Source organism: Campylobacter majalis, assembly GCF_905120465.1.
Lineage (GTDB): Bacteria > Campylobacterota > Campylobacteria > Campylobacterales > Campylobacteraceae > Campylobacter_A > Campylobacter_A majalis.
The window spans coordinates 1-17,551 of the sequence record NZ_CAJHOF010000018.1 but is presented as its reverse complement, the minus strand read 5'-3'; the positions used below and the strand labels follow the sequence as shown (position 1 = coordinate 17,551).

The 17,551-nt window shown below is 33.8% G+C and carries 31 protein-coding genes; 17 read left to right on the top strand and 14 right to left on the bottom strand.

Annotated features, from left to right (window positions below; genetic code table 11):
• Positions 1 to 166 precede the first annotated feature (166 nt).
• The gene (locus tag LQU93_RS08340; RefSeq protein WP_229933427.1) at positions 167 to 358 is read left to right on the top strand and encodes a hypothetical protein; all 192 of its coding nucleotides are present in this window, start codon (positions 167 to 169) and stop codon (positions 356 to 358) included.
• A gap of 9 nt (positions 359 to 367) precedes the next feature.
• Here the strand turns inward: LQU93_RS08340 and LQU93_RS08335 are convergent, their stop codons facing one another.
• The 6 genes from LQU93_RS08335 to LQU93_RS08310 all read right to left on the bottom strand — a co-directional run bounded on the left by LQU93_RS08335 (position 368) and on the right by LQU93_RS08310 (position 4,773).
• Positions 368 to 754 carry a hypothetical protein gene (locus LQU93_RS08335; protein WP_229933426.1) on the bottom strand — a complete coding sequence of 129 codons (387 nt, stop codon included), beginning with the start codon at positions 752 to 754 and terminating at the stop codon, positions 368 to 370.
• 11 nt (positions 755 to 765) lie between these two features.
• Complete coding sequence (locus LQU93_RS08330) at positions 766 to 1,059, bottom strand: hypothetical protein (protein ID WP_229933425.1); 294 nt, start codon at positions 1,057 to 1,059, stop codon at positions 766 to 768.
• A gap of 1 nt (position 1,060) precedes the next feature.
• The gene (locus LQU93_RS08325; RefSeq protein WP_229933424.1) at positions 1,061 to 1,330 is read right to left on the bottom strand and encodes a hypothetical protein; all 270 of its coding nucleotides are present in this window, start codon (positions 1,328 to 1,330) and stop codon (positions 1,061 to 1,063) included.
• A gap of 11 nt (positions 1,331 to 1,341) precedes the next feature.
• Positions 1,342 to 3,012: a phage major capsid protein gene (locus LQU93_RS08320; protein ID WP_229933423.1), complete on the bottom strand. Its 1,671-nt coding sequence runs from the start codon at positions 3,010 to 3,012 to the stop codon at positions 1,342 to 1,344.
• Positions 3,002 to 4,411, bottom strand: a complete 1,410-nt coding sequence (locus LQU93_RS08315) for a phage portal protein (RefSeq protein ID WP_229933422.1) — start codon at positions 4,409 to 4,411, stop codon at positions 3,002 to 3,004. Before LQU93_RS08315 ends, LQU93_RS08320 begins: the two co-directional genes overlap by 11 nt.
• A 131-nt stretch (positions 4,412 to 4,542) precedes the next feature.
• The gene (locus LQU93_RS08310) at positions 4,543 to 4,773 is read right to left on the bottom strand and encodes a hypothetical protein (protein ID WP_229933421.1); all 231 of its coding nucleotides are present in this window, start codon (positions 4,771 to 4,773) and stop codon (positions 4,543 to 4,545) included.
• A gap of 102 nt (positions 4,774 to 4,875) precedes the next feature.
• Between LQU93_RS08310 and LQU93_RS08305 the strand changes: the two genes are divergently transcribed.
• On the top strand, positions 4,876 to 5,067 hold the full coding sequence (locus LQU93_RS08305; RefSeq protein ID WP_229933420.1) for a hypothetical protein: 192 nt from the start codon (positions 4,876 to 4,878) through the stop codon (positions 5,065 to 5,067).
• 61 nt (positions 5,068 to 5,128) lie between these two features.
• Here the strand turns inward: LQU93_RS08305 and LQU93_RS08300 are convergent, their stop codons facing one another.
• The 6 genes from LQU93_RS08300 to LQU93_RS08275 all read right to left on the bottom strand — a co-directional run bounded on the left by LQU93_RS08300 (position 5,129) and on the right by LQU93_RS08275 (position 9,721).
• Positions 5,129 to 5,578 carry a hypothetical protein gene (locus LQU93_RS08300; protein ID WP_229933419.1) on the bottom strand — a complete coding sequence of 150 codons (450 nt, stop codon included), beginning with the start codon at positions 5,576 to 5,578 and terminating at the stop codon, positions 5,129 to 5,131.
• On the bottom strand, positions 5,575 to 5,838 hold the full coding sequence (locus tag LQU93_RS08295) for a gag protein (protein ID WP_229933418.1): 264 nt from the start codon (positions 5,836 to 5,838) through the stop codon (positions 5,575 to 5,577). Before LQU93_RS08295 ends, LQU93_RS08300 begins: the two co-directional genes overlap by 4 nt.
• Complete coding sequence (locus LQU93_RS08290; protein ID WP_229933417.1) at positions 5,807 to 7,546, bottom strand: phage terminase large subunit family protein; 1,740 nt, start codon at positions 7,544 to 7,546, stop codon at positions 5,807 to 5,809. Before LQU93_RS08290 ends, LQU93_RS08295 begins: the two co-directional genes overlap by 32 nt.
• 868 nt (positions 7,547 to 8,414) lie before the next feature.
• The gene (locus LQU93_RS08285) at positions 8,415 to 8,624 is read right to left on the bottom strand and encodes a hypothetical protein (protein ID WP_229933416.1); all 210 of its coding nucleotides are present in this window, start codon (positions 8,622 to 8,624) and stop codon (positions 8,415 to 8,417) included.
• A gap of 460 nt (positions 8,625 to 9,084) precedes the next feature.
• Complete coding sequence (locus LQU93_RS08280; RefSeq protein WP_229933415.1) at positions 9,085 to 9,294, bottom strand: excalibur calcium-binding domain-containing protein; 210 nt, start codon at positions 9,292 to 9,294, stop codon at positions 9,085 to 9,087.
• Positions 9,295 to 9,340: 46 nt separating this feature from the next.
• The gene (locus tag LQU93_RS08275) at positions 9,341 to 9,721 is read right to left on the bottom strand and encodes a helix-turn-helix domain-containing protein (protein ID WP_229933414.1); all 381 of its coding nucleotides are present in this window, start codon (positions 9,719 to 9,721) and stop codon (positions 9,341 to 9,343) included.
• Positions 9,722 to 9,985: 264 nt separating this feature from the next.
• Here LQU93_RS08275 and LQU93_RS08270 point away from each other — a divergent pair, with 264 nt between their 5' ends.
• Positions 9,986 to 10,267, top strand: a complete 282-nt coding sequence (locus tag LQU93_RS08270) for a hypothetical protein (RefSeq protein WP_229933413.1) — start codon at positions 9,986 to 9,988, stop codon at positions 10,265 to 10,267.
• Positions 10,268 to 10,323: 56 nt separating this feature from the next.
• Here the strand turns inward: LQU93_RS08270 and LQU93_RS08265 are convergent, their stop codons facing one another.
• Positions 10,324 to 10,626, bottom strand: a complete 303-nt coding sequence (locus tag LQU93_RS08265; RefSeq protein ID WP_229933412.1) for a hypothetical protein — start codon at positions 10,624 to 10,626, stop codon at positions 10,324 to 10,326.
• A gap of 48 nt (positions 10,627 to 10,674) precedes the next feature.
• Here LQU93_RS08265 and LQU93_RS08260 point away from each other — a divergent pair, with 48 nt between their 5' ends.
• The 14 genes from LQU93_RS08260 to LQU93_RS08200 all read left to right on the top strand — a co-directional run bounded on the left by LQU93_RS08260 (position 10,675) and on the right by LQU93_RS08200 (position 15,524).
• Complete coding sequence (locus LQU93_RS08260; protein ID WP_229933411.1) at positions 10,675 to 10,857, top strand: hypothetical protein; 183 nt, start codon at positions 10,675 to 10,677, stop codon at positions 10,855 to 10,857.
• The gene (locus tag LQU93_RS09995; protein WP_268250065.1) at positions 10,854 to 10,976 is read left to right on the top strand and encodes a hypothetical protein; all 123 of its coding nucleotides are present in this window, start codon (positions 10,854 to 10,856) and stop codon (positions 10,974 to 10,976) included. Before LQU93_RS08260 ends, LQU93_RS09995 begins: the two co-directional genes overlap by 4 nt.
• Entirely contained in the window at positions 10,969 to 11,184 is a 216-nt protein-coding gene (locus tag LQU93_RS08255; RefSeq protein ID WP_229933410.1) for a hypothetical protein, read from the top strand. The genes LQU93_RS09995 and LQU93_RS08255 overlap by 8 nt, the downstream gene beginning before the upstream one ends.
• The gene (locus LQU93_RS08250; RefSeq protein ID WP_229933409.1) at positions 11,181 to 12,071 is read left to right on the top strand and encodes a hypothetical protein; all 891 of its coding nucleotides are present in this window, start codon (positions 11,181 to 11,183) and stop codon (positions 12,069 to 12,071) included. The genes LQU93_RS08255 and LQU93_RS08250 overlap by 4 nt, the downstream gene beginning before the upstream one ends.
• A 9-nt stretch (positions 12,072 to 12,080) precedes the next feature.
• Complete coding sequence (locus LQU93_RS08245) at positions 12,081 to 12,614, top strand: hypothetical protein (RefSeq protein WP_229933408.1); 534 nt, start codon at positions 12,081 to 12,083, stop codon at positions 12,612 to 12,614.
• Entirely contained in the window at positions 12,583 to 12,783 is a 201-nt protein-coding gene (locus LQU93_RS08240) for a hypothetical protein (protein ID WP_229933407.1), read from the top strand. The genes LQU93_RS08245 and LQU93_RS08240 overlap by 32 nt, the downstream gene beginning before the upstream one ends.
• The gene (locus tag LQU93_RS08235; protein ID WP_229933406.1) at positions 12,749 to 13,027 is read left to right on the top strand and encodes a hypothetical protein; all 279 of its coding nucleotides are present in this window, start codon (positions 12,749 to 12,751) and stop codon (positions 13,025 to 13,027) included. The genes LQU93_RS08240 and LQU93_RS08235 overlap by 35 nt, the downstream gene beginning before the upstream one ends.
• 3 nt (positions 13,028 to 13,030) lie before the next feature.
• Positions 13,031 to 13,780, top strand: coding sequence for a DNA-methyltransferase (locus LQU93_RS08230; RefSeq protein WP_229933405.1), 750 nt, complete (start codon positions 13,031 to 13,033; stop codon positions 13,778 to 13,780).
• Between the two features lie 10 nt (positions 13,781 to 13,790).
• Entirely contained in the window at positions 13,791 to 13,979 is a 189-nt protein-coding gene (locus tag LQU93_RS08225; protein ID WP_229933404.1) for a hypothetical protein, read from the top strand.
• Positions 13,966 to 14,184, top strand: coding sequence for a hypothetical protein (locus LQU93_RS08220; protein ID WP_229933403.1), 219 nt, complete (start codon positions 13,966 to 13,968; stop codon positions 14,182 to 14,184). Before LQU93_RS08225 ends, LQU93_RS08220 begins: the two co-directional genes overlap by 14 nt.
• A 35-nt stretch (positions 14,185 to 14,219) precedes the next feature.
• The gene (locus LQU93_RS08215; RefSeq protein WP_229933402.1) at positions 14,220 to 14,453 is read left to right on the top strand and encodes a transcriptional regulator; all 234 of its coding nucleotides are present in this window, start codon (positions 14,220 to 14,222) and stop codon (positions 14,451 to 14,453) included.
• 192 nt (positions 14,454 to 14,645) lie between these two features.
• Positions 14,646 to 14,834 (top strand): hypothetical protein, encoded by a 189-nt coding sequence (locus LQU93_RS08210; RefSeq protein WP_229933401.1) that lies wholly within the window; start codon positions 14,646 to 14,648, stop codon positions 14,832 to 14,834.
• Between the two features lie 215 nt (positions 14,835 to 15,049).
• Complete coding sequence (locus tag LQU93_RS08205; RefSeq protein ID WP_229933400.1) at positions 15,050 to 15,295, top strand: hypothetical protein; 246 nt, start codon at positions 15,050 to 15,052, stop codon at positions 15,293 to 15,295.
• Positions 15,285 to 15,524, top strand: a complete 240-nt coding sequence (locus LQU93_RS08200; RefSeq protein WP_229933399.1) for a transcriptional regulator — start codon at positions 15,285 to 15,287, stop codon at positions 15,522 to 15,524. The genes LQU93_RS08205 and LQU93_RS08200 overlap by 11 nt, the downstream gene beginning before the upstream one ends.
• A 555-nt stretch (positions 15,525 to 16,079) precedes the next feature.
• On the opposite strand, the gene LQU93_RS08195 is transcribed toward LQU93_RS08200, so the two are convergent.
• On the bottom strand, positions 16,080 to 17,246 hold the full coding sequence (locus LQU93_RS08195; protein WP_229933398.1) for a tyrosine-type recombinase/integrase: 1,167 nt from the start codon (positions 17,244 to 17,246) through the stop codon (positions 16,080 to 16,082).
• Positions 17,247 to 17,551 lie beyond the last annotated feature (305 nt).

Sequence of the window (17,551 nt, the reverse complement as noted above, 5' to 3'; positions counted from 1 at the left end):
TTTTAATGATTTTAATTACAAGTGGTTTTTAGTGATTTTGTGGTATAATTGTTTAAATAAAAATAATTAAGAGGTGCCAAAATGCTATCTTATCTTTTTATTGGTGTTGTGTGTTTTGGTTTTGGTGTGATTTTATGGTCTGCGTTTGAAGCGGTCATGGCGTAAAATGAAAACTTTAACAATACAAACTCAAAATAATGAGTTAATTAAGATTATAAAAAAAATAGCTGTGCTTTTTGGTGCAAATGTAAAAGAGAATAAGGATGGGGCGATTAAGACTTCATTAAAAGATTATAAAAATGGCGATTTTGTAGAGTGTGAAAATTTTAGCGATTTTAAAGAAAAAATCACAAAATGAAAATCCATTTTAAGCACTCCATAACTCAGATTTATACGTTATTAAAAGTTCTATTGTGATTAAGATATATTCATTGTCGTAAATTTCTAGATTTGATTTGTCAATGCTAGTTAAATTAATCGTTTGAAATTTGCTTTTAAAGTCTTTTAAGGCGTTTAATACTTGTTTTAAATGCTCATTGCCTTTTTGATAGCTTAAGGCTATTAAATTTAGCTCTACGCTTAATTTATGATTTAACACATCCAAAGCGTAAGGCGTGATGTCGTCTTTGGTATCTTTGATGATGATTAGCGGTAAATCGCTCGGCTCAAAGGTAAAAGCATTAAAAAGCTCGGTTTGATAATTTAGCTGTTTTAAATGCTCTTGTAAATCAAAAATTATACTCTCACGCCTCATTTTAATCCTTACTAGCTAATCTGCTTTAGATATAGCCTTTTTGTGTATTGATTTTCACGCTCGATTTTTGTTATTTGATAGCTTATACCATCAATGCTAATGATGTGTTTTACTCTTAAGTCTTTAACTTCATCGGCTAAACAAAGGGCGGTTATTTGTGTGATTGTTGTGCCATCTTCAAAGATGATTTTAGTATGGCGGTTAAAGTGGCAATTTATAGCGTTTTCGTTTTGGTCTATTAAGACGCTATTAGTGTGTGAAAAAATCTTATTTAAATCGTTTAAAATCATCTTTGTACTTAGCATTTTATTCCTCTATCTCGTCTAAATCAATGCCTAAATCTTGATCGTCTTTTGGCTGTTCTTTTGGCTTTTTAGTGCCTCTTTTGTCCGTTAGTTTTGGCTTGTCTTGCTTGGCTATTGGTTCGATGCAATTTATATCAATAAGCCTTTTTATAAATAGCTCGTCCGTTCCTTGCACAAATTCCATCTCATCGCCTTTTTTGTAGAGCTTGGTTGATATTTGCGTATCGTATAAAACTTTAAATTGCGTATCGTATAAAACTTTAAATTTCATCTTTTAACTCCTTAAATGCTTGTTTTTGATATTACAAAAGACTTTTCACGTCCTAATTTTGCATCTACATCTAAATAAAGCTCTAATATAACATCGCCGCCTCTTTGGCTGTGTGTGAGTAGCTCAATGCTTCCAAAGCTTCCGATAAATATATCACTAAAATCACCAAATGCAACATCTCCGCTTTTAAGTAGCTGGGTTGTGAAGTATGCAAAGCCTTGTAAATCGCCGTTTGTTTCTATTAGCATTTTTTCAGTGCTTATGCCCCTTGGCGTGGCTTTAAGTTTGCTAACATCGCTATTTTTAAAGGCAAATTTTGCATTTGCTAGATTGGCGTTGTGCTCCTCTAACAAATCGCCAAATTCTAAGGTCTTTTCTAGTGTTGGCTTTGTTAGATAGCCATCAATGGTTGGTATTCCGCTAATCTCAAAGATGCCTTTAACTACGCCTTTACCATATAAAATTGTTTCTTCTAGCTTTTTGCGTATTGCAAATTTCATGGCATTATATGCAAAGGCTTCAAGGCTAAAGGCTGACATGTTCATCATGGTTCTAGTTATGCGTATAGTGCTTAAAAGCGTGTGCGGTTCTAGTATGATCTTATCAAATGCTAGGCTTTGTGCGTCGTTATATTGTCCTTCTTCTACAAAATCGGCTGTGATGTTTGAATTGTTGCGTGGTATTTCCACTCTTGCATTTAGTCCAGTTAGCCACTTGCATGAGCTTAGTAAGTCGCTTTCTTTTATAACGTCTTGGATTAGCAAATCATCCCTGAAATCGGTAGCTATTGCCCCTTTTGCCGTCGTTGTTGTTGTGATGCTGTCGCTAAATCTCACGCCAAAATCACCAGGCAAAATAAAACGCCCATTACTTGCGTTAAAATAGTTTTCACGCTCAAAGCCTAAATCGGCGTTGATGTTTCCTGCGTTTAAAATGATTTTAGCTAGACTAAAATTTTGTTCTGTTTGCGTTTGCTGTTTCATGATGTTAAACTCCTTTATTGTTTCGGTTGATTTTTGTTGTAGTGCTAGGCTCTTGCTAAATTCTAAATAGCTCATTTTGTTTTGTATTGCATTTAGTGCTTCATCTGGTTTATTTAAAATTTTGCCTAACTCAATGATCTGTTTTATATCGTCTTGCTCCTTTGTCTCAGGCGTAATTGGCTGTGTTTCTTTGCTAAAATTTGCAACTTTTGCGTTTTTGTCTGCTCCTTGCCATACTGCACTAAGTTCGCTAATAGTGCCGTTTTTGATCTGAAAATGGCTAATGTCTTGCACTTTTTCAAGCTCTATAAGTTCATAATCTCCGCCAAATCCGACGCTTACGCTATCACTGAACCCCTCTTTGTAGCGATTAAACGCCTCTTTGCTCTCTTTAACCTCATCGCTAAATTTAACAATGACTTTAAAGCCATCATCATCTAGCTTAACCGCTTGTATTTTGCCAATGGCGTTTTTAAAGCTTACATCATGATCTAAATAAAACGTTGTAGCTTGAAATTTGACGCTGTCTAAATCTACACTTAAATAATAATCCTCTCCAAAAACTGAATGGCGTTTGTGCAAATTATCACGGCTTAAGGCTAAAAAGCTTATAGTTTTGTTTGTCTCGTCTATAGCCTCTTGATTGCTTAGCTGTGCGTTAAATTTAAAAGTTTGGTTTTTGAGTTTGTCAATGTTCATTTATCTCTCCTTTTAAAATTTTAATCTCTCTTAGTTTTTTAACAAGTTCCTTTTCTTTGTCTAGTTCATCCATAAAGTCATCAATTTCTACTCCTTTTTCTCTTAATACTTCGCTTATCGTTTTAAATCCTGCTTGGATTGCGATTTTGTTGGCATTTACCTCTTTTACAGGATCTATATACTCCCAACCTTGTGCTTTGAAATTGAAATTTTCACTTATTAGGATGTAGTCTTTTGGTTTGATGCGTCCTGCTAAAAGCTCACACTCTAGCCATGCTTTAAAGATAACGTTGTGAAATTTTCTTTTGATGAAATTTTGAATGCGTTTGAAATTTCTACGCTCTGCTATTGTGCCTTGGCGTATTGAGCTATAATTAACATCGCTTAAATCTCCCGTATAGGTTGAATAGCTTACGCCTAAACTCCTCGCGACGTCTCTATCTGTCGATTTTAGAAAAAATTCCATGTTTATTGGATTGTGTGGATTTACAAAATGCGGCGTTATGCCATCTTCTAAAAGCTCAAATGTGCCTGTTTGTAAAACGTTGGGGATGTTAATCTCTTTTTGTTCGATTTCGCCATTTTCGCTATATTCGACGTTTGGCATTAATGAATTTTCATCTTTATGAACTAAAAAGCCTGTTATTTCACTTGCTAATCTTGCCCTGTCAAGTTCTGATTTTTTTAGTTTGTCCTTGCTGTGTGCATCAAAAATTGCACTTGCTAACTTGCTCACGCCTCTTTTTTGCTTCATTAGTGCCGTTTTTTTAATGTGTATGATCTCGTTTGCCGGTATTAGTCTGTATGTTTTATCTTTTAGCTGTTGATGGTATGTTTTTGGCGTTATTTGGTTTTTTTCATAAGCGATGCCGTAATAAATTGATCGCTTTTCATCCATTAAGTCATTTGTTATGTCGTCGGCGTCTATTAGCTCGATTTTTAGCTGTTCGCCCTTGCTTAGTCTTATGAATGCCTCTCCGTCTCTATAAAGTGCTGTTAATATCAACTCTTCATAATCACCAAAATCATAAACGCCGTATTTACAGCATTCATCCTCCCATTTAAAAAATGCCTTTTGTATGGTTTGGTTTAGCGTCTTTTTGTGTGTTGTAACGTCTAGTATAAATCCTTGCTCTCCATAAATTTCACTACAAAGCATCTCAAAAAATCCGCTAGTTAGTGATACGCTTGTGCTTATGCTTCTTGCTTGGTTTCTTAGTCTTTGGCTTACTTTGTCTAAATCGCTATTTTTTAATAGTTGATGTATCTCATAGCTGTTTATTCGGTTTGGCTCTAGGCTTGGATATTTAAAGAAATTTAGCTTTGTTTTAATTGGTTTTATTAGTGCTTTGGCGGTTGCGTGGCTTAATTGTGTTGGTTTTGGTTGTTGCTTTTTCATTACATCCTCGTTTGTCTTTTTGTTTTATGCTTCGTTGTAGTCAAAAAATCAGTACTCACGTATAACGCATACGCTGCGTTTAATTTTTTTCCTACGCCTTGCCTAAAATCAAAAATACTGCACACTTTCATTTAATACCTATCGCCAAAAATATATGTTTTAAACTTTGCTTTTTGTTTTTGTGCGTCTTTAATCGTTAAGGTTCTTATTTTTCTTAGTTCAGTTATTAGCTCAAGCGGACTTCTTTTCTCGACTTTTAAATTATCAATCCAGTATTCTTTGATCTCAATGCCATTTTGAAGATTGTTTAATACATCATCGATTGCCTTGTCTATTAGCTCTATCCGCTCTTTAGTTGTCATTAACTGCCTTTGTGCTGTGTGTTGTTTAAGATGATTTTATAAAATTATGTGAGTTTAAATTTACAAGTGATAAAATAGGCAAAATTTATAAAGGCGGCAAAAATGCAAGTAATTTTAAATAATGTAAGTAGTGAAATTTTAGCGGTTTTAGAGAGCTTAAAGGCATTAAGTCCAAATTTAGAGATAAAAAAGAAAAAAGAATTTTCTATTTCTGGACTTGATAAGGCGATTGATGAGTTTAAAAATGGCGATGTTATAGAGTGTGAAAATTTTAAAGATTATCAAAAAAAATGAGAAGTTAAAATGGTGTTTTGTCTCTTTATTTAATGCAAGTTGGTAGCCATAGCGAATTATTCTAACTGCCAAATTCTTTATAAATTTTAGCATCTTTTAGCTCTATTAAAATGCTTTCGACTTCTTTTATTATAGCTTCGTTTAGCTCGTCGCTTAAATTTATAGCTCGGTTTAATCTGTGTGGTAGTGAATAAAGGCGGTTTGAGATAGTAGCGGCGATATCGCCTAAATCCTTTTGAAGCCTGTAAATTTCTATAACTTCGCCCTTTTGTTTTGCGAGTTTTAACTCTTTTAGCTCGGCTTCTGCTAGCTCTTTTTTGGCTCTCGCCTCGCTTAGTTCAAAATTGGCGGTAGCGGCTTTTACTTTATAGTTTAAATAATCATCAATGCATGATGTTAAATCCCATTTGTTACGCTCTAGCTTTTTTATAATCTCTTGCTTTTCTAGCTCTTGAATTCTACGCTCGGTTAGTCCTAATGCGTCGCTTAGCTCTTTTGTCGTTACTATCATTTTGTGCCTAAGTTATTAAAAAGACTTAAATCATTCTCTGCCTTTTTAGCTAAGTTTTGGCGTTTTGTTTGTAGGTTTTTTAAGTAGTGTTCATAGCGTAAATTTCCATTGCAAAAGCTATCAATGATAAAATCCGCCATGTCTGATTTTTTCATCTCGTAAGCTTCACAAAGTTGCTCAAAGCGTGAAGCGTTTGCAATGCTTAAGCTTAAATCATAGCGCGTTTTTTTATGCATTACGTTTTTGTGTATTTTTGGCATTTACTATCCTTTTACGCCTTAATTCGTTTTTGATTAGCTTTGCGGCTGCGTAAGCTAATACCGTGATATCTAGTGCTTCGTTGCGTTCTCTTATTTTAACGTATGATAGCCTTGTATAGCCTTTTTTGTTTTTAATCTCTTGAAGCTTTTCGGCTGTTAGTTGTAAGAAAAACTCATTTGTAAAGTTTTTATTATAGTGAAAATATCCCTCGCCATGCTCTTTAATCGATAAAAGCCTAAAAAATTCACTCTTACCCTTAAATGTGCCTATACTTATAAGCCTTACGCCCTTTCTTATAAATCTTACTTTGTTTAAAAAATCCACTTTTGCCGCGGTCTCACTCGCTCCCTTAGATGCGATTAGCTTGGGGCTTAAAGAGACAAAATTATAAACTCTATAGGCGTTAAATCCGCTATCAATTAGTGCTAGACTTACGCTTAAAATTTTGCCGTCCTCTCTTTTAAATTTTTTATGCAAGTGCTTAAATGCCGTTTGCCAAACCTCATCCTGATCTGTGTTGCCGTAAATTTGTTTATAATCGATATTATAGGCTTCATAGCCCTTAGCCCATCCGATAAAGATTAGTTCTAAGCGGTTGCCTTGCACGTCCATACCTGCAGTTATGAATTGCACTTTTTGCGGTAAGTTTTGATCTGTGTAGTGTTCTATTCGGTCATAAAGCTCATTTTCATTAAAGCTTGTATTTGGTGGCTCGTATGTTATGGCTTGAAGCGTGTTTTTAAAGGCTTGGATTTTTAGCTCGTTGCCCTGTGCGTTTAAATAGTCTTTAATGATGTCGCTCATCGTAAAAAATGGGCTATAAATAGCGTTTAAGAAAAATCCAGCTATATCGCTGCTTGGATTTTGTGCGATCCATTTGCCATTTTTTACGGCTTGGTTTTTTTCTTGCTCGTTTAAAAGCGTCCCGCATTCGCTGCATTGGTATCTGACGCTATTAGTTATTAGCTCTTTGGTCTGTGCGTCTTGCTCGTATGTTATGCGTTCAAAAATTAATTTTTGTAAGTGGTTGCAATGGGGGCAAGTGATGAAAAAATAGCGCTGATCTGAGTTGTCAAATTCGCTTTGAATTTTGCTACTGCCTGAGATGGTCGGCGTTGAACTTATTATGATTTTGCGGTCGTGAAATGTTGCGGTGCGTTTTGTTGCTAACTCTATACTGTCGCCCTCTTTGGTGGCTTCACAGCGATCGGCTTCATCAATAAGCAAAATTTTAATCGGCTTACTTGCTAGTTTTGAGGGGCTAATTGATCCGATTAAGGCTAAATTTCCGCCCCTGAAATTTTTAATTAAAATCGTGTTGTTTGCATCGTGTGCGTTTATTAACTCATCTAGTTCAGGCGTATCTCTAAACATCGGCGTTAAGCGGCGTTTTGAATAGTCCTGTGCGTCGTCTTTGTTTGGTAGCATGAATAAAATCGTGCTTGGCTCTTGGTGGATGTAGTAGCCTAAGACGTTATTTATTAGCTCGGATTTGCCTAACTGCGACGCCCAAAGTAAGACGACTTTTTGACGTTTTGGATTTGAGATTTCAAGCATTGGCTCTTTTTGATAGCTGAACGCTTTAAATTTGCCAAAATTTGATGAACTTTCTTTACTTAAAATCCTGTAACGCTCAGCCCATTCTAAAAGATTAAGGCGTGGCTTTAAAAAAATTGAGTTTGCAAACAGATCTATTATTTTACTCATTTTTTGATTTAACTTATTTTTACAATGCTTATTGACTTTCTTTTCTCGTTTAACTTTCTTTTCTCGTTTGACTTTCTTTGATTTTGTATTATGCAAGTATTTAAATGCTTAATTATACCATTTTAAGGGCTTAAAAGCAATTTTTAGCTCTTTTTTAAAGCTTTTTTATTAAATTTTATTATATTTTTTAAAAAACTAATTTTATATTTTTAAAAAACCGAAAACGAAATGCCCAAAATTTAATCACAGCCCCATTTTTTTCGGTGATGATAACCGCATGGGGAGAGGATGGCTAGAAAGAACCTATAAGAGAATTTTTGTTTGTTACGCCACTATTAAGAGGGCTTAAAATTTAATTTACATTAAAGTGGATTTTGTAGGTGTGAGTGTGCCTTGATGGTTTAGGCGTTGGTGCGTTGGCTTTGGTGATGATTTGCTTATGGTGTTTTTAGCGGAGCTTAAGGCTAAAAGTATATTTATATCCTTATTTTTTAGCGGATATTAAGGCTAAATAGCAAAATATCACACAAATTAGCAAAGATTTAGACTATCACAGCAAATATTAGCCTAATTCACGCTTGTAAGCTTATGGCTTTGCTTGATGGTTTAGCGATAAATCAGATGGCAACTAGCAAAATCAAAAATAGATGCAATTTTATAAGTTGCAAATGGATTTAATTTTGATAAAACTAAATAATAAAACGTCTAAGGTTGCAATCACGGCGAAGCAAAAATTTTATTTATGCTTTGCGTGAATGGATAAATTAAGGAGTTAAAGCATGAGATACAATTGTGACTTTGTGCGATGTTGTTTGTCGTGCGTGGCGTTGGCGGCTGGACGTGATAAGGTGTGTGAAGTGGCTTTTGATTATTTTGTAAATTTAGCCATCAGCCCTAAAATCTCATCTAATGTCTTGCTTTTTTCGTAGTGATTTAAAAACGGCTCAACCCAATGCGGCGTTTTGTTGTTTTGCTTCCAATTCATCATCGTTTGGTATGGCATTTGCACTAAGAGAGCAAATTCTTTTTTACTCAAATTTAGCTCATTTAATCTATTTTCAAATTCTAAATTACTCATTTTATCGCCTTTTAAAATTACAAATTTTATCACAAAATAACTAAATTAATTATAAAATACTTGATTTTTAAATTAAAATATGGTATAATTATATTATATTAAAGAAAGGAGGGTTAAGATGAAGCACTTAGAAATTTTAGTCAAAGTCGCCACTTTGATTTATTTAGTGCTAAAAATAGCTAAATTGCTTTTTTAGCATTGTAGGGGGCTGCCCCCTGCCTTTGTGTGTCTTAACCCTTTGAAATTATACCAAAAGGAGGCTTAAATGGCTGAAATTTTAGAAGTTTGCGAAGTGTTGCTACTTGCTTACATCGCTTTAAATATCCATAAAATCAAAAGCAAGGATTAAATGGCGTGGTGACACGTCTATCTTTGGTGTATCGTTTGTGTGTGACGGTTTAGGCGTTGATGTGTTGGTTTAGGTGGTGGCTTGTTTATTGTGTTTTAGCGGAGTTTAAGGCTATCGTTTTGCTTTCTTGCCTTTGCCGCATACATTTTCACACGGTATACCGTCGCCATCTCGGTCAAACTTATCCATACCACACGCTTTAAGATAGTGCATAGCTTCGGCACAGCTAGTCATCTGCTTACAATATCTTTTGGAGCAGTCGTATTTATCTGTCCCACTTGCTATAATCACAAAAATAAAAAATAAAAATAATTTTTTCATCTTTAACCCCTTAAGATTTGATTTGATTGCTTACAATATCATATTTCTAATTCTCTAAAATTTCTTTTAAAGCTTTAAGTTTTTTTATAAAATAATCAAGTGTTGCGTCGTTGCCGTATTTTGTAAATAGCTCTAAAAATTCTTTAAATTTTGGTGTGTTTGTGATGTCATTTTGATGATTTAGGGCGTTATTGTCGCCGTTTATTGCTATGTTTTGGCTACCAATTGCGACTGCACCTATCATTTTATCCATTCTTATTCCTAATTTTGTAAAAATTTCAATCTTTTTTTTTGCTGGTATTTCGCCTCTTGTTTGCCAAGTTGTTAAAGTTCTATAGTTAATGTCTAAAATTTTAGCCAATTCTTTAATAGTTTTAGCACCTGTTGCATTTTTTAAAATTGCGATATATTCGTCAAAAGTATTCATTTTATTACCTTTTCATAAACAAATTCGTCATTTTTACTTGACAAGTTATTCAAAATGTCGTATAATTACGACGTCAAATATAATTGCATCAATGCAATTATAGTAATTTAAAGCTGTTTTAAGCTTTAAATTACTAATGCAAATCGTAAAAACAAGGGATTAAATATAAAAAGCAAGGTTAATTTTATATCGTAAGTAGTTATAAAAAGCCCTTTGCGTGGTAGTGCAAAGGGCTTTTTGTGGATATTAAACAAAGGAGCAAAGATGACAATTGCAGCGATGATTTACGAAAAAACAGGCATAAGCAAAAAAGAGTATTTAAAGCTTAGAGGGCTTGATGTAGGGGCGTTAAGGGCTGGATACGTGAGTAAAAAGCTAATGGCGATACTAGACGCCGATGGGATTAATTGGCGAGAAGCCGATGATGCCAAAGTAAGCGGCGGCAGATGCGGGGCTAGATATGTGCTTAAAAATGGCATGGTGCAAATACCAGGCATGAAGCCGATGAGCGTCGATGAGTATTTAAAGGTCATGGGTGCAAATTGAGTGCTTTTTTTGCATCGTGATTTTCGGTGTGGGCGTGGTTTTAGGTGCTTATTTAGCTAATCGTTAGGCTTGATAAATTGGATAGCGGGGCATTTTGTATTGGTCAAAGAGCAAATCCTATTTTTGCCTTTTGCGTAAGTGCAAGACAAAAAAACTACTTTTTTATAGTCTTGTAAAACAAAGGTTATTTTAGGATTTTGGTTTGTGAGATTGGCAAGTGTGCCACATATCGCCTTTTTTTCGGTGTAAAAGTGGCTTTTTTGCGTGGTTTTACAAGCGATAAAACCTACAATTATACCGCCAAAGAAAATGGCTAAATTTTGATTTATATTGTCAAATATGAAGTTTAAAATTTCCATTTTATAAGCCTTTTTTAAAGCAATTATAGCACACATAAAGGATAAAAGATGACAACTATATATAAAGATTTAATGAAATTTTTCGCGCTTAAGGATAGTTTGCAAAACATTCAAGAGCAGATAAAAGAGCTAAACGAGGATAAAAAGCAGCTTCAAAAGGATATTAAAAATCTAGAAGCTAAGCTAAAAAAAGAGATACCAGATTACAAATTGCAAGAGGGGCAAGAATGAAAAAGCATCACACTTTAGGCGAAATTTTTAAGTTTATTTATAGGCTTAAACGCCTGGGCTTTGATGTAAGCATTAGCAAAGATGGCGGCTTCTTTGCAAAAAGGGGCTTTGATGCTTAGCTTTTGTATTCATTTTGTAGTTATAAATGCTTTGTTTTATTGGGTGCTTGTGTTTGTTGGGTGTGCGTTTGGATACAAATCACATTCACACACATCGCCACTAGAAACGCTAATACTTGCATTTTTGTTATTTGTGCCACTTTTAGGGGCGATGCTTAGTGTGGCGACGGCTTTAAATATCATCTTAAAGAGCTTTAAAAGCAGATGAAGCAGCTAAAAACTGATAAAAAAATAGAGTATAGCACAGGTATTGATGCCATGCGTTTTATCATGCCAAAGGCTACATTTTTAAAATTTATCAAAAAAATCGAGCTTAGCAGCAAGTTAAGAGCCGTTAGCAGAAACAAAAAAGTAAAAGGCTATATAAGTGATAAATTTAAAAACTATAAGCCGCTTATCATGCCAAAAGGGCATGAATATAAGGTTAGGTATATGAGCTTTAAAAGGGGCGTTGATAGCCTTACAAACACGATGCTAGTCGTTGAGAACTCAAATGAGCTAAATGATTTGTGCAGAAAACGCAAAAAGCCATTTGGGTATTTTGTAAAAGTCGAGTTTGTGGGGCTTTATCAGCCTAGCCGTGAAGTATATAAAAAGACTTATGAAATTTTAGCAAAGTTTTTAAAACGCTTTAAGTGCGATAGCTTCGATCTAGCGACGGATATTGATAGCGATAGGCAATCAGGGGCTAAAAATAAAGAGTGGTTTAGTCGTTTGCTTCGTCCATTTGGTGGCGATGTACGAAGCTATTCAACAAGCTTATATCTAAATAAGTGCCGAAAGGAGCGTTTTTATAATCTTAGTAAGGTCTGTTTTTACGACAAATTTAAAAAGATGAGTGTGTGTCACCGCCAAAAGATAGACAGCAAATATCAAAAATGGCATAGGATAGAGCTTACATTTAAACTAAAGGCGAAATTTCGCAAAGCGTGGGAGCATGAGGGTATAAATGAATACATCCAAATCATGGATGAGATTAGCAATCGCTTAAGCGATGGGATGTATCCATTTGGTGTGGATCTTAAAATTTTAAAAAATCAAGTGGCTTTTTTTAAAGATAATAGGCGCGCGTTATCTTTTACAAAATCCGCTTAAAGGTTGAAAATGAAAGAAATACAAATGCATTTTAGAGCTTTAAAGGTGGCTTACATGTTTAAACAGCATGAGATTATAAGCCTTATAGGTCGTTTTAATTGTCTAACGCATTTAAGACTAGCACTAAAAATAAAACGTGATGAAAATATGTCAAAGATTAAAATTTATGTTGCTAGTCCATATGATGCAATGCTTAATCGTGGTTTTAGTCTAGATGAAGTAATGCAGGTGGCTAAAAAGACAAAGAAAAACGCAATTAATTATTTTTTAGGGTTTGATTTTGATTATTTTTCGCCAGTGCTTGAGTTTGGCGATAAGGGTTTAAGTCGTGATGTAGCCATGAAAAGTTGCTTTGCTGAGCTTTTAATGGCTGATTTTTTATATATTGGCGATGGTGAGTTTGTAAATAAAAGTGAGGGTATTTATGAAGAGTATAGATTTTGTATTGAAAATAATATTGCAGTTGTTTTTGCAAGGCGTGAGATTAGGGAGGAATTTAAGCAAAGACTGGATGCAGAAAATAGTGCAAAAAACGCTTTTTAAGCGTGTAAAAGTGGCTAAGTATAGATATATATACGGATCAAAGGCTAGATTTTGGGATAAGTTTTACTATAAAAATGTAGATGGGTTTATAGTTTCAAGAGTTGGTAATGAAGTTGTAGATGTAGGAGCACAAGATGAATGCAGCAAAACGAGCGTTAAAGATAATTAGGCAAAATTGCCAAAATGAGATTAGAGAGCTAAACAAGGCTTATAAGGATTATTATATACATGAGCATATTACTTTAGAGGAGTTTGAATATATTGAGCTTTGTGCATGGACAAAGGCGATGAGGCTTATCCCTAAAGAGATGCAAGATGAGATCTTAGAACTTATAAAAAACAAAGAATGCAGATTTGAAAGTCTTCCTGATTTTTTCAAATTTAGCGTAAGTGCGGCAAATTATAAGGTGTGAGATATGAAGCTATTTAATGATAATTTTCAAAATTTTAAGCGTTATGGCATTCCAAAAGAACAGCTAATAATAGCCGATATCCCTTATAATTTAGGAGTGAATGCTTACGCTTCTAATCCTGAATGGTATATAAACGGCGATAAAAAACAAGGCAAGAGCAAAAAGGCTAAAAAAGCCTTTTTTGATACGGATTTTAACTTTAATTTGGCTGAGTTTATGCACTTTGCAACTAAAATGCTACGCCCTGAGCCAAAAGAGACTAGCAAAGCAGGGGCGATGCTGATATTTTGCAGTTTCGAGCAACAAATGCCGCTTATACAACTAGCCAAAAGATATGGATTTAAAGGCTATAGAAATTTAGTTTTTAAAAAGCCATCAAGCGGCGAAGTATTAAAGGCAAATATGCGAATTGTGGGCAACTGTGAATATGGCATTTTGTTTTACCGCGATAAGTTGCCAAAATTTAACAACAACGGCAAAATGATCATGAATTGCATGGATTTTATGCGTGACAATGGCGAATATCCAAAAATCCATCCAACACAAAAGCCGGTTAGGCTATTAGAGCATCTTATATCTTTATTTACTGATGTTGGAGATGTAGTAATCGATCCTTGTTGTGGCAGTGGTAGCACATTAATAGCAGCTGATAATTTAGGACGCAAGGCGTTTGGCTTTGAGATAAAAAAGGAATTTTGTAAAGCCTTTAACGAAAAGATGCTAAAAAATAGACAGCTAAAATTTGTATTTTAAAAGGGCTTAAATGAAGCAAAATGATACATGGGTAAGCGGACAAATCGCAAAAGAGCTATTAGGCGTAAAGCAAACGGCGACACTTACAAAATTAGCTAAAAATGGCTTGATAAAAAGGACAAAGGCAAATTCAAAAGTGATTTATTACTCAAAAAATAGCATTTTAAGCTATTTAAGCGGCGATAATGATAGGAGTTAAAAAGCACTCTTTAAAAGAGTGGATAGACGCGTTAAAAGAGCTTGATGGGTTAGCAAATGACGCACAAGAGCTAATAAATGATATGAGCTTACACCTTAACGCCATAGGTTTAAACACACCTACGGCGTTATCTTATTTAAAAAAGCTTAGGCAAGTAGGCGAGATTTTAAAGCAGATAAGACAGGGCAAATCAGCAGCTATTTAATCAAAATATATTATAATGCAAGGCAAAGGATTAAAATGGCAGATGAAAACATTGTAAAGCGTGTATGTGCCGAACTAGGCATCACACAAAGGGAATTAGCCCATCGTATAGGAATGGGGGCGGATAGTTTAAATGTGGCGGTTTCAAATAATAAATTTAGCAAACAAACAAAAGCCAGTATAAATTTGGTGTTTGAAAATGAAACATTAAAAAAAGAGTTACTAAAATATGAAAATTTAAAAAATGCCTTAAAAGATGCTATTTTATAGAAATAGATACCATTATAAAAATTAAGATATTTATTTATTTTTTCTTAGTTTTATTTATAAAAGCCATTGACAAATCTAAATTTATATGATATAATTCTACTATAAATATTAAAATTATTAATATTTTGTCCTTTTAGGTGGAATTGTTAAATTTAGATTAGTTTGCTAAAATCATAAAAAGGTAATAGTAAAATGAAAAAATGGCAGGAATTAACCATCAACGCCTTTATGAACTTGGGGATAGGTCTTATGGCAGGTGGGATTTTAAAGTTGGTATTGGATTTTTCTAGTATTATATCATCAGTAGTTATTAGTTTTTTGGGTGCTTATATTTTATTATTTGCTTCACTAACTGCAAAAAGTATAGAAGAAAGGGGTTAAAATGGACGCTTCGGCATATTTAGCATTAGCAATAGCGATAATTTCAACTGTTGCACTTTATTTTTTAAGAAAAACAAACAAGACGCAACACTAATTTAAGCTAACAATCCCCCTAAATTGCAAATCACAACAAGGGGCAAATTAAAGCGTGGCGTTAAAAATAAGCGAGTTTAAAATATTTTTATAATCTAAGCCTTATTTGTGAAAGTTGTAAAATGATTAAAAACATCAACGAAATAACCGAAATAATGCTAAAATGTAAGCATTGTAAGACACGCATCGTCTTTGACATCAATGAACGCAAACGATCATTTAGCGTATGCCCTAACTGTGCAAATCGCTTTTTTGATAGCGATGTGAAGCTACTTGATGATTTTGATGATGTGATGTATAGATTAAAACACATTAAAGAGCTTGAAATAAGCTTTATTTGTGATAAAAAGGACAACAATGAACGATAAAAATTTAATAAAATCAACATGCAAAGAGTTAAATTTAACTTATAAGCAACTTGGCGAGTTAATAGGGTATAGTGAGGGGGCTTTAAAAACAATATCATCAACTGGCAAAGTTAGCGAAAATTTAGAAAAATCAATTGCTTTACTTTATCGTATAAAAGAGCTTGAAAACAAAAATAAAGAGATGGAAAATTTAAAAACAACGCTAAAAAAACTACTTGATTTAAAATAACTCAATCGGCGGATTTTAGCCGATTAATTTTAACTTTTTTTCTGTAAATTCTTTAAAATTATTAACTAAATTATTGACTTTTATTTAAAAATATTGTATAATTATACTATCAAAGGTTAATTTATAACCTTTGAAATAAAATAAAAGGGGGCTAAAAGATGGAAACTTTAACCGCCATCATCGGTTTGGTTTCTGCTTTGATTGAATTATTCGTATTGCTTTACGAAATTAAGCAAAAATCAAAGTAGCAAGGGGGGCAATCCCCCACCGCCATCTTTTAGCCTTTACAATTATACCATAAGGAATGTAAAAATGACTGATTTAATTCAGAATATTTTAATTTTGGTTTTGGCGTTGCAAGTTGCCTATCTTTTTTATAAAACAAGGGGGCTTAAATGAATGAAATTTTAGAAACTTTGCAAGTCGTTTTACTTGCTTAATATTACAGGGGCAAATGCAAATTCTTAATATTATTTTGGATTTAGTAATAACTTGCAATTGTTATTTATAAGATGCCCAATAAGTAGCGTTAATCAATAAAGCCTAAATTAGGCTTTATTCATCATCTAAATAATCCGCCCACCATTGCATTAGCTTAGCCCTATCATCAAGGTTTAAAGCGTGATTGTAAGTCGCTTTTACTCTATTTTTTTCAGTGTGTGCTAGGCAAAGCTCGATTATTCTCTCATTTAATCCATGCTTACTTATGTTTTCGTGTGCTATTGTGCTAAACATCGCCCTAAATCCATGCGGCGTTAATTGCTCGTTTGTGTAACCTAAATTTCTAAGCATTGAGCGAATGGCGTTGTCACTTATTGGTTTTGTGCTGCTTTGTGGCGATGCAAACAGATATTTACTCTTAAACTCATAAATTTTATAATTTTCTAGCAATTTTATAGCCTGATCGCTAAGTGGTATGATGTGCGACTTTTTCATTTTCATTTTGTGAGACGGAATGCACCAAATCCGCCCTTTTAAATCTATTTCGTCCCATGTCGCATGTCGTATATTAAAAGATCGTGCTACTGTTAAAAGTGCAAAAAGCCCAGCCGTTTTAACTCTTATATCGCCGCTATACTCATTTATATTTTGTATTAGGTTTCTTATTTCGCTTTTGGTGTAAAGTCCAGGCAAATTTATAACTTCAGGCTTTTTAAAAAGTGCTGATTTGTCGATATCAAGGGCGATATTGTGCGTTAGATATTCACGCGTTACCGCCCATTTAAAAAATGCCGTGATGTTATTTAATGCTCGATCTAGCGTCTCAAATTTGCCGTCTTTGTTTAGCTCATCAGTCGCTTGGATTATATCGCCTTTTTTAATGGCTTTTATATCTTTATTGCCAAAATTTGGCAAATAAAATCTTTCAAAATACCTCGTAATTGTTTGTAACTGTTTGGCTGATACTTGCGGCTTTTTATATTCTAGCCATTTTTTTAACACATCTTTAAATATCGTAAGTGTTTGGCTATTTGTAGGCTCATCACCATTTGCTATCATCTTTTGAAATTCTAGGCGTTTGCTTCGTGCTTGTAAAAGGCTAATTATTGGATATTTGCCTAAGCTTATGCGTTTATATTTTTGTGTTTGTTTGCTTTTAAACTCATAAATAAATGTCTTTGTGCCGTTTGGCATAACTAAAATGTATAAATTTTGCCCATCACCGACTTTATATCTATTGTTTTTTGGCTTTAATGCTTTTATTTTTGTATCGTTTAACATAACGGACACCTTTTTAAAATTTTATACTTTGTCCGTTATATTGTCCTTTATTTTTGCTTATACTAATATAAATCAAAATAAATTTAAACAAATCAATTTAAATCAAAAAATAGTTATAAACGGCGATAAAATAGGATTTTATAAGAGATTAAAACAAATCAATTTAAGCTAATACAAATTAATACAAATAAACAAATGGCGGACAGAGAGGGATTTGAATTATTACTTATAAAATGATATTTAAAATTTATTTGGTATAATTTCGCTTAAGGGGCAAAAGCCAAAGGTGGCCGCCTCTGGCTTTA

Coding starts and splice junctions, on each gene's coding strand:
- LQU93_RS08340 (WP_229933427.1), top strand. CDS start 167: ATGAAAACTTTAACAATACAAACTCAAAATAATGAGTTAATTAAGATT.
- LQU93_RS08335 (WP_229933426.1), bottom strand. CDS start 754: ATGAGGCGTGAGAGTATAATTTTTGATTTACAAGAGCATTTAAAACAG.
- LQU93_RS08330 (WP_229933425.1), bottom strand. CDS start 1,059: ATGCTAAGTACAAAGATGATTTTAAACGATTTAAATAAGATTTTTTCA.
- LQU93_RS08325 (WP_229933424.1), bottom strand. CDS start 1,330: ATGAAATTTAAAGTTTTATACGATACGCAATTTAAAGTTTTATACGAT.
- LQU93_RS08320 (WP_229933423.1), bottom strand. CDS start 3,012: ATGAACATTGACAAACTCAAAAACCAAACTTTTAAATTTAACGCACAG.
- LQU93_RS08315 (WP_229933422.1), bottom strand. CDS start 4,411: ATGAAAAAGCAACAACCAAAACCAACACAATTAAGCCACGCAACCGCC.
- LQU93_RS08310 (WP_229933421.1), bottom strand. CDS start 4,773: ATGACAACTAAAGAGCGGATAGAGCTAATAGACAAGGCAATCGATGAT.
- LQU93_RS08305 (WP_229933420.1), top strand. CDS start 4,876: ATGCAAGTAATTTTAAATAATGTAAGTAGTGAAATTTTAGCGGTTTTA.
- LQU93_RS08300 (WP_229933419.1), bottom strand. CDS start 5,578: ATGATAGTAACGACAAAAGAGCTAAGCGACGCATTAGGACTAACCGAG.
- LQU93_RS08295 (WP_229933418.1), bottom strand. CDS start 5,838: ATGCCAAAAATACACAAAAACGTAATGCATAAAAAAACGCGCTATGAT.
- LQU93_RS08290 (WP_229933417.1), bottom strand. CDS start 7,546: ATGAGTAAAATAATAGATCTGTTTGCAAACTCAATTTTTTTAAAGCCA.
- LQU93_RS08285 (WP_229933416.1), bottom strand. CDS start 8,624: ATGAGTAATTTAGAATTTGAAAATAGATTAAATGAGCTAAATTTGAGT.
- LQU93_RS08280 (WP_229933415.1), bottom strand. CDS start 9,294: ATGAAAAAATTATTTTTATTTTTTATTTTTGTGATTATAGCAAGTGGG.
- LQU93_RS08275 (WP_229933414.1), bottom strand. CDS start 9,721: ATGAATACTTTTGACGAATATATCGCAATTTTAAAAAATGCAACAGGT.
- LQU93_RS08270 (WP_229933413.1), top strand. CDS start 9,986: ATGACAATTGCAGCGATGATTTACGAAAAAACAGGCATAAGCAAAAAA.
- LQU93_RS08265 (WP_229933412.1), bottom strand. CDS start 10,626: ATGGAAATTTTAAACTTCATATTTGACAATATAAATCAAAATTTAGCC.
- LQU93_RS08260 (WP_229933411.1), top strand. CDS start 10,675: ATGACAACTATATATAAAGATTTAATGAAATTTTTCGCGCTTAAGGAT.
- LQU93_RS09995 (WP_268250065.1), top strand. CDS start 10,854: ATGAAAAAGCATCACACTTTAGGCGAAATTTTTAAGTTTATTTATAGG.
- LQU93_RS08255 (WP_229933410.1), top strand. CDS start 10,969: ATGCTTAGCTTTTGTATTCATTTTGTAGTTATAAATGCTTTGTTTTAT.
- LQU93_RS08250 (WP_229933409.1), top strand. CDS start 11,181: ATGAAGCAGCTAAAAACTGATAAAAAAATAGAGTATAGCACAGGTATT.
- LQU93_RS08245 (WP_229933408.1), top strand. CDS start 12,081: ATGAAAGAAATACAAATGCATTTTAGAGCTTTAAAGGTGGCTTACATG.
- LQU93_RS08240 (WP_229933407.1), top strand. CDS start 12,583: ATGCAGAAAATAGTGCAAAAAACGCTTTTTAAGCGTGTAAAAGTGGCT.
- LQU93_RS08235 (WP_229933406.1), top strand. CDS start 12,749: ATGAATGCAGCAAAACGAGCGTTAAAGATAATTAGGCAAAATTGCCAA.
- LQU93_RS08230 (WP_229933405.1), top strand. CDS start 13,031: ATGAAGCTATTTAATGATAATTTTCAAAATTTTAAGCGTTATGGCATT.
- LQU93_RS08225 (WP_229933404.1), top strand. CDS start 13,791: ATGAAGCAAAATGATACATGGGTAAGCGGACAAATCGCAAAAGAGCTA.
- LQU93_RS08220 (WP_229933403.1), top strand. CDS start 13,966: ATGATAGGAGTTAAAAAGCACTCTTTAAAAGAGTGGATAGACGCGTTA.
- LQU93_RS08215 (WP_229933402.1), top strand. CDS start 14,220: ATGGCAGATGAAAACATTGTAAAGCGTGTATGTGCCGAACTAGGCATC.
- LQU93_RS08210 (WP_229933401.1), top strand. CDS start 14,646: ATGAAAAAATGGCAGGAATTAACCATCAACGCCTTTATGAACTTGGGG.
- LQU93_RS08205 (WP_229933400.1), top strand. CDS start 15,050: ATGATTAAAAACATCAACGAAATAACCGAAATAATGCTAAAATGTAAG.
- LQU93_RS08200 (WP_229933399.1), top strand. CDS start 15,285: ATGAACGATAAAAATTTAATAAAATCAACATGCAAAGAGTTAAATTTA.
- LQU93_RS08195 (WP_229933398.1), bottom strand. CDS start 17,246: ATGTTAAACGATACAAAAATAAAAGCATTAAAGCCAAAAAACAATAGA.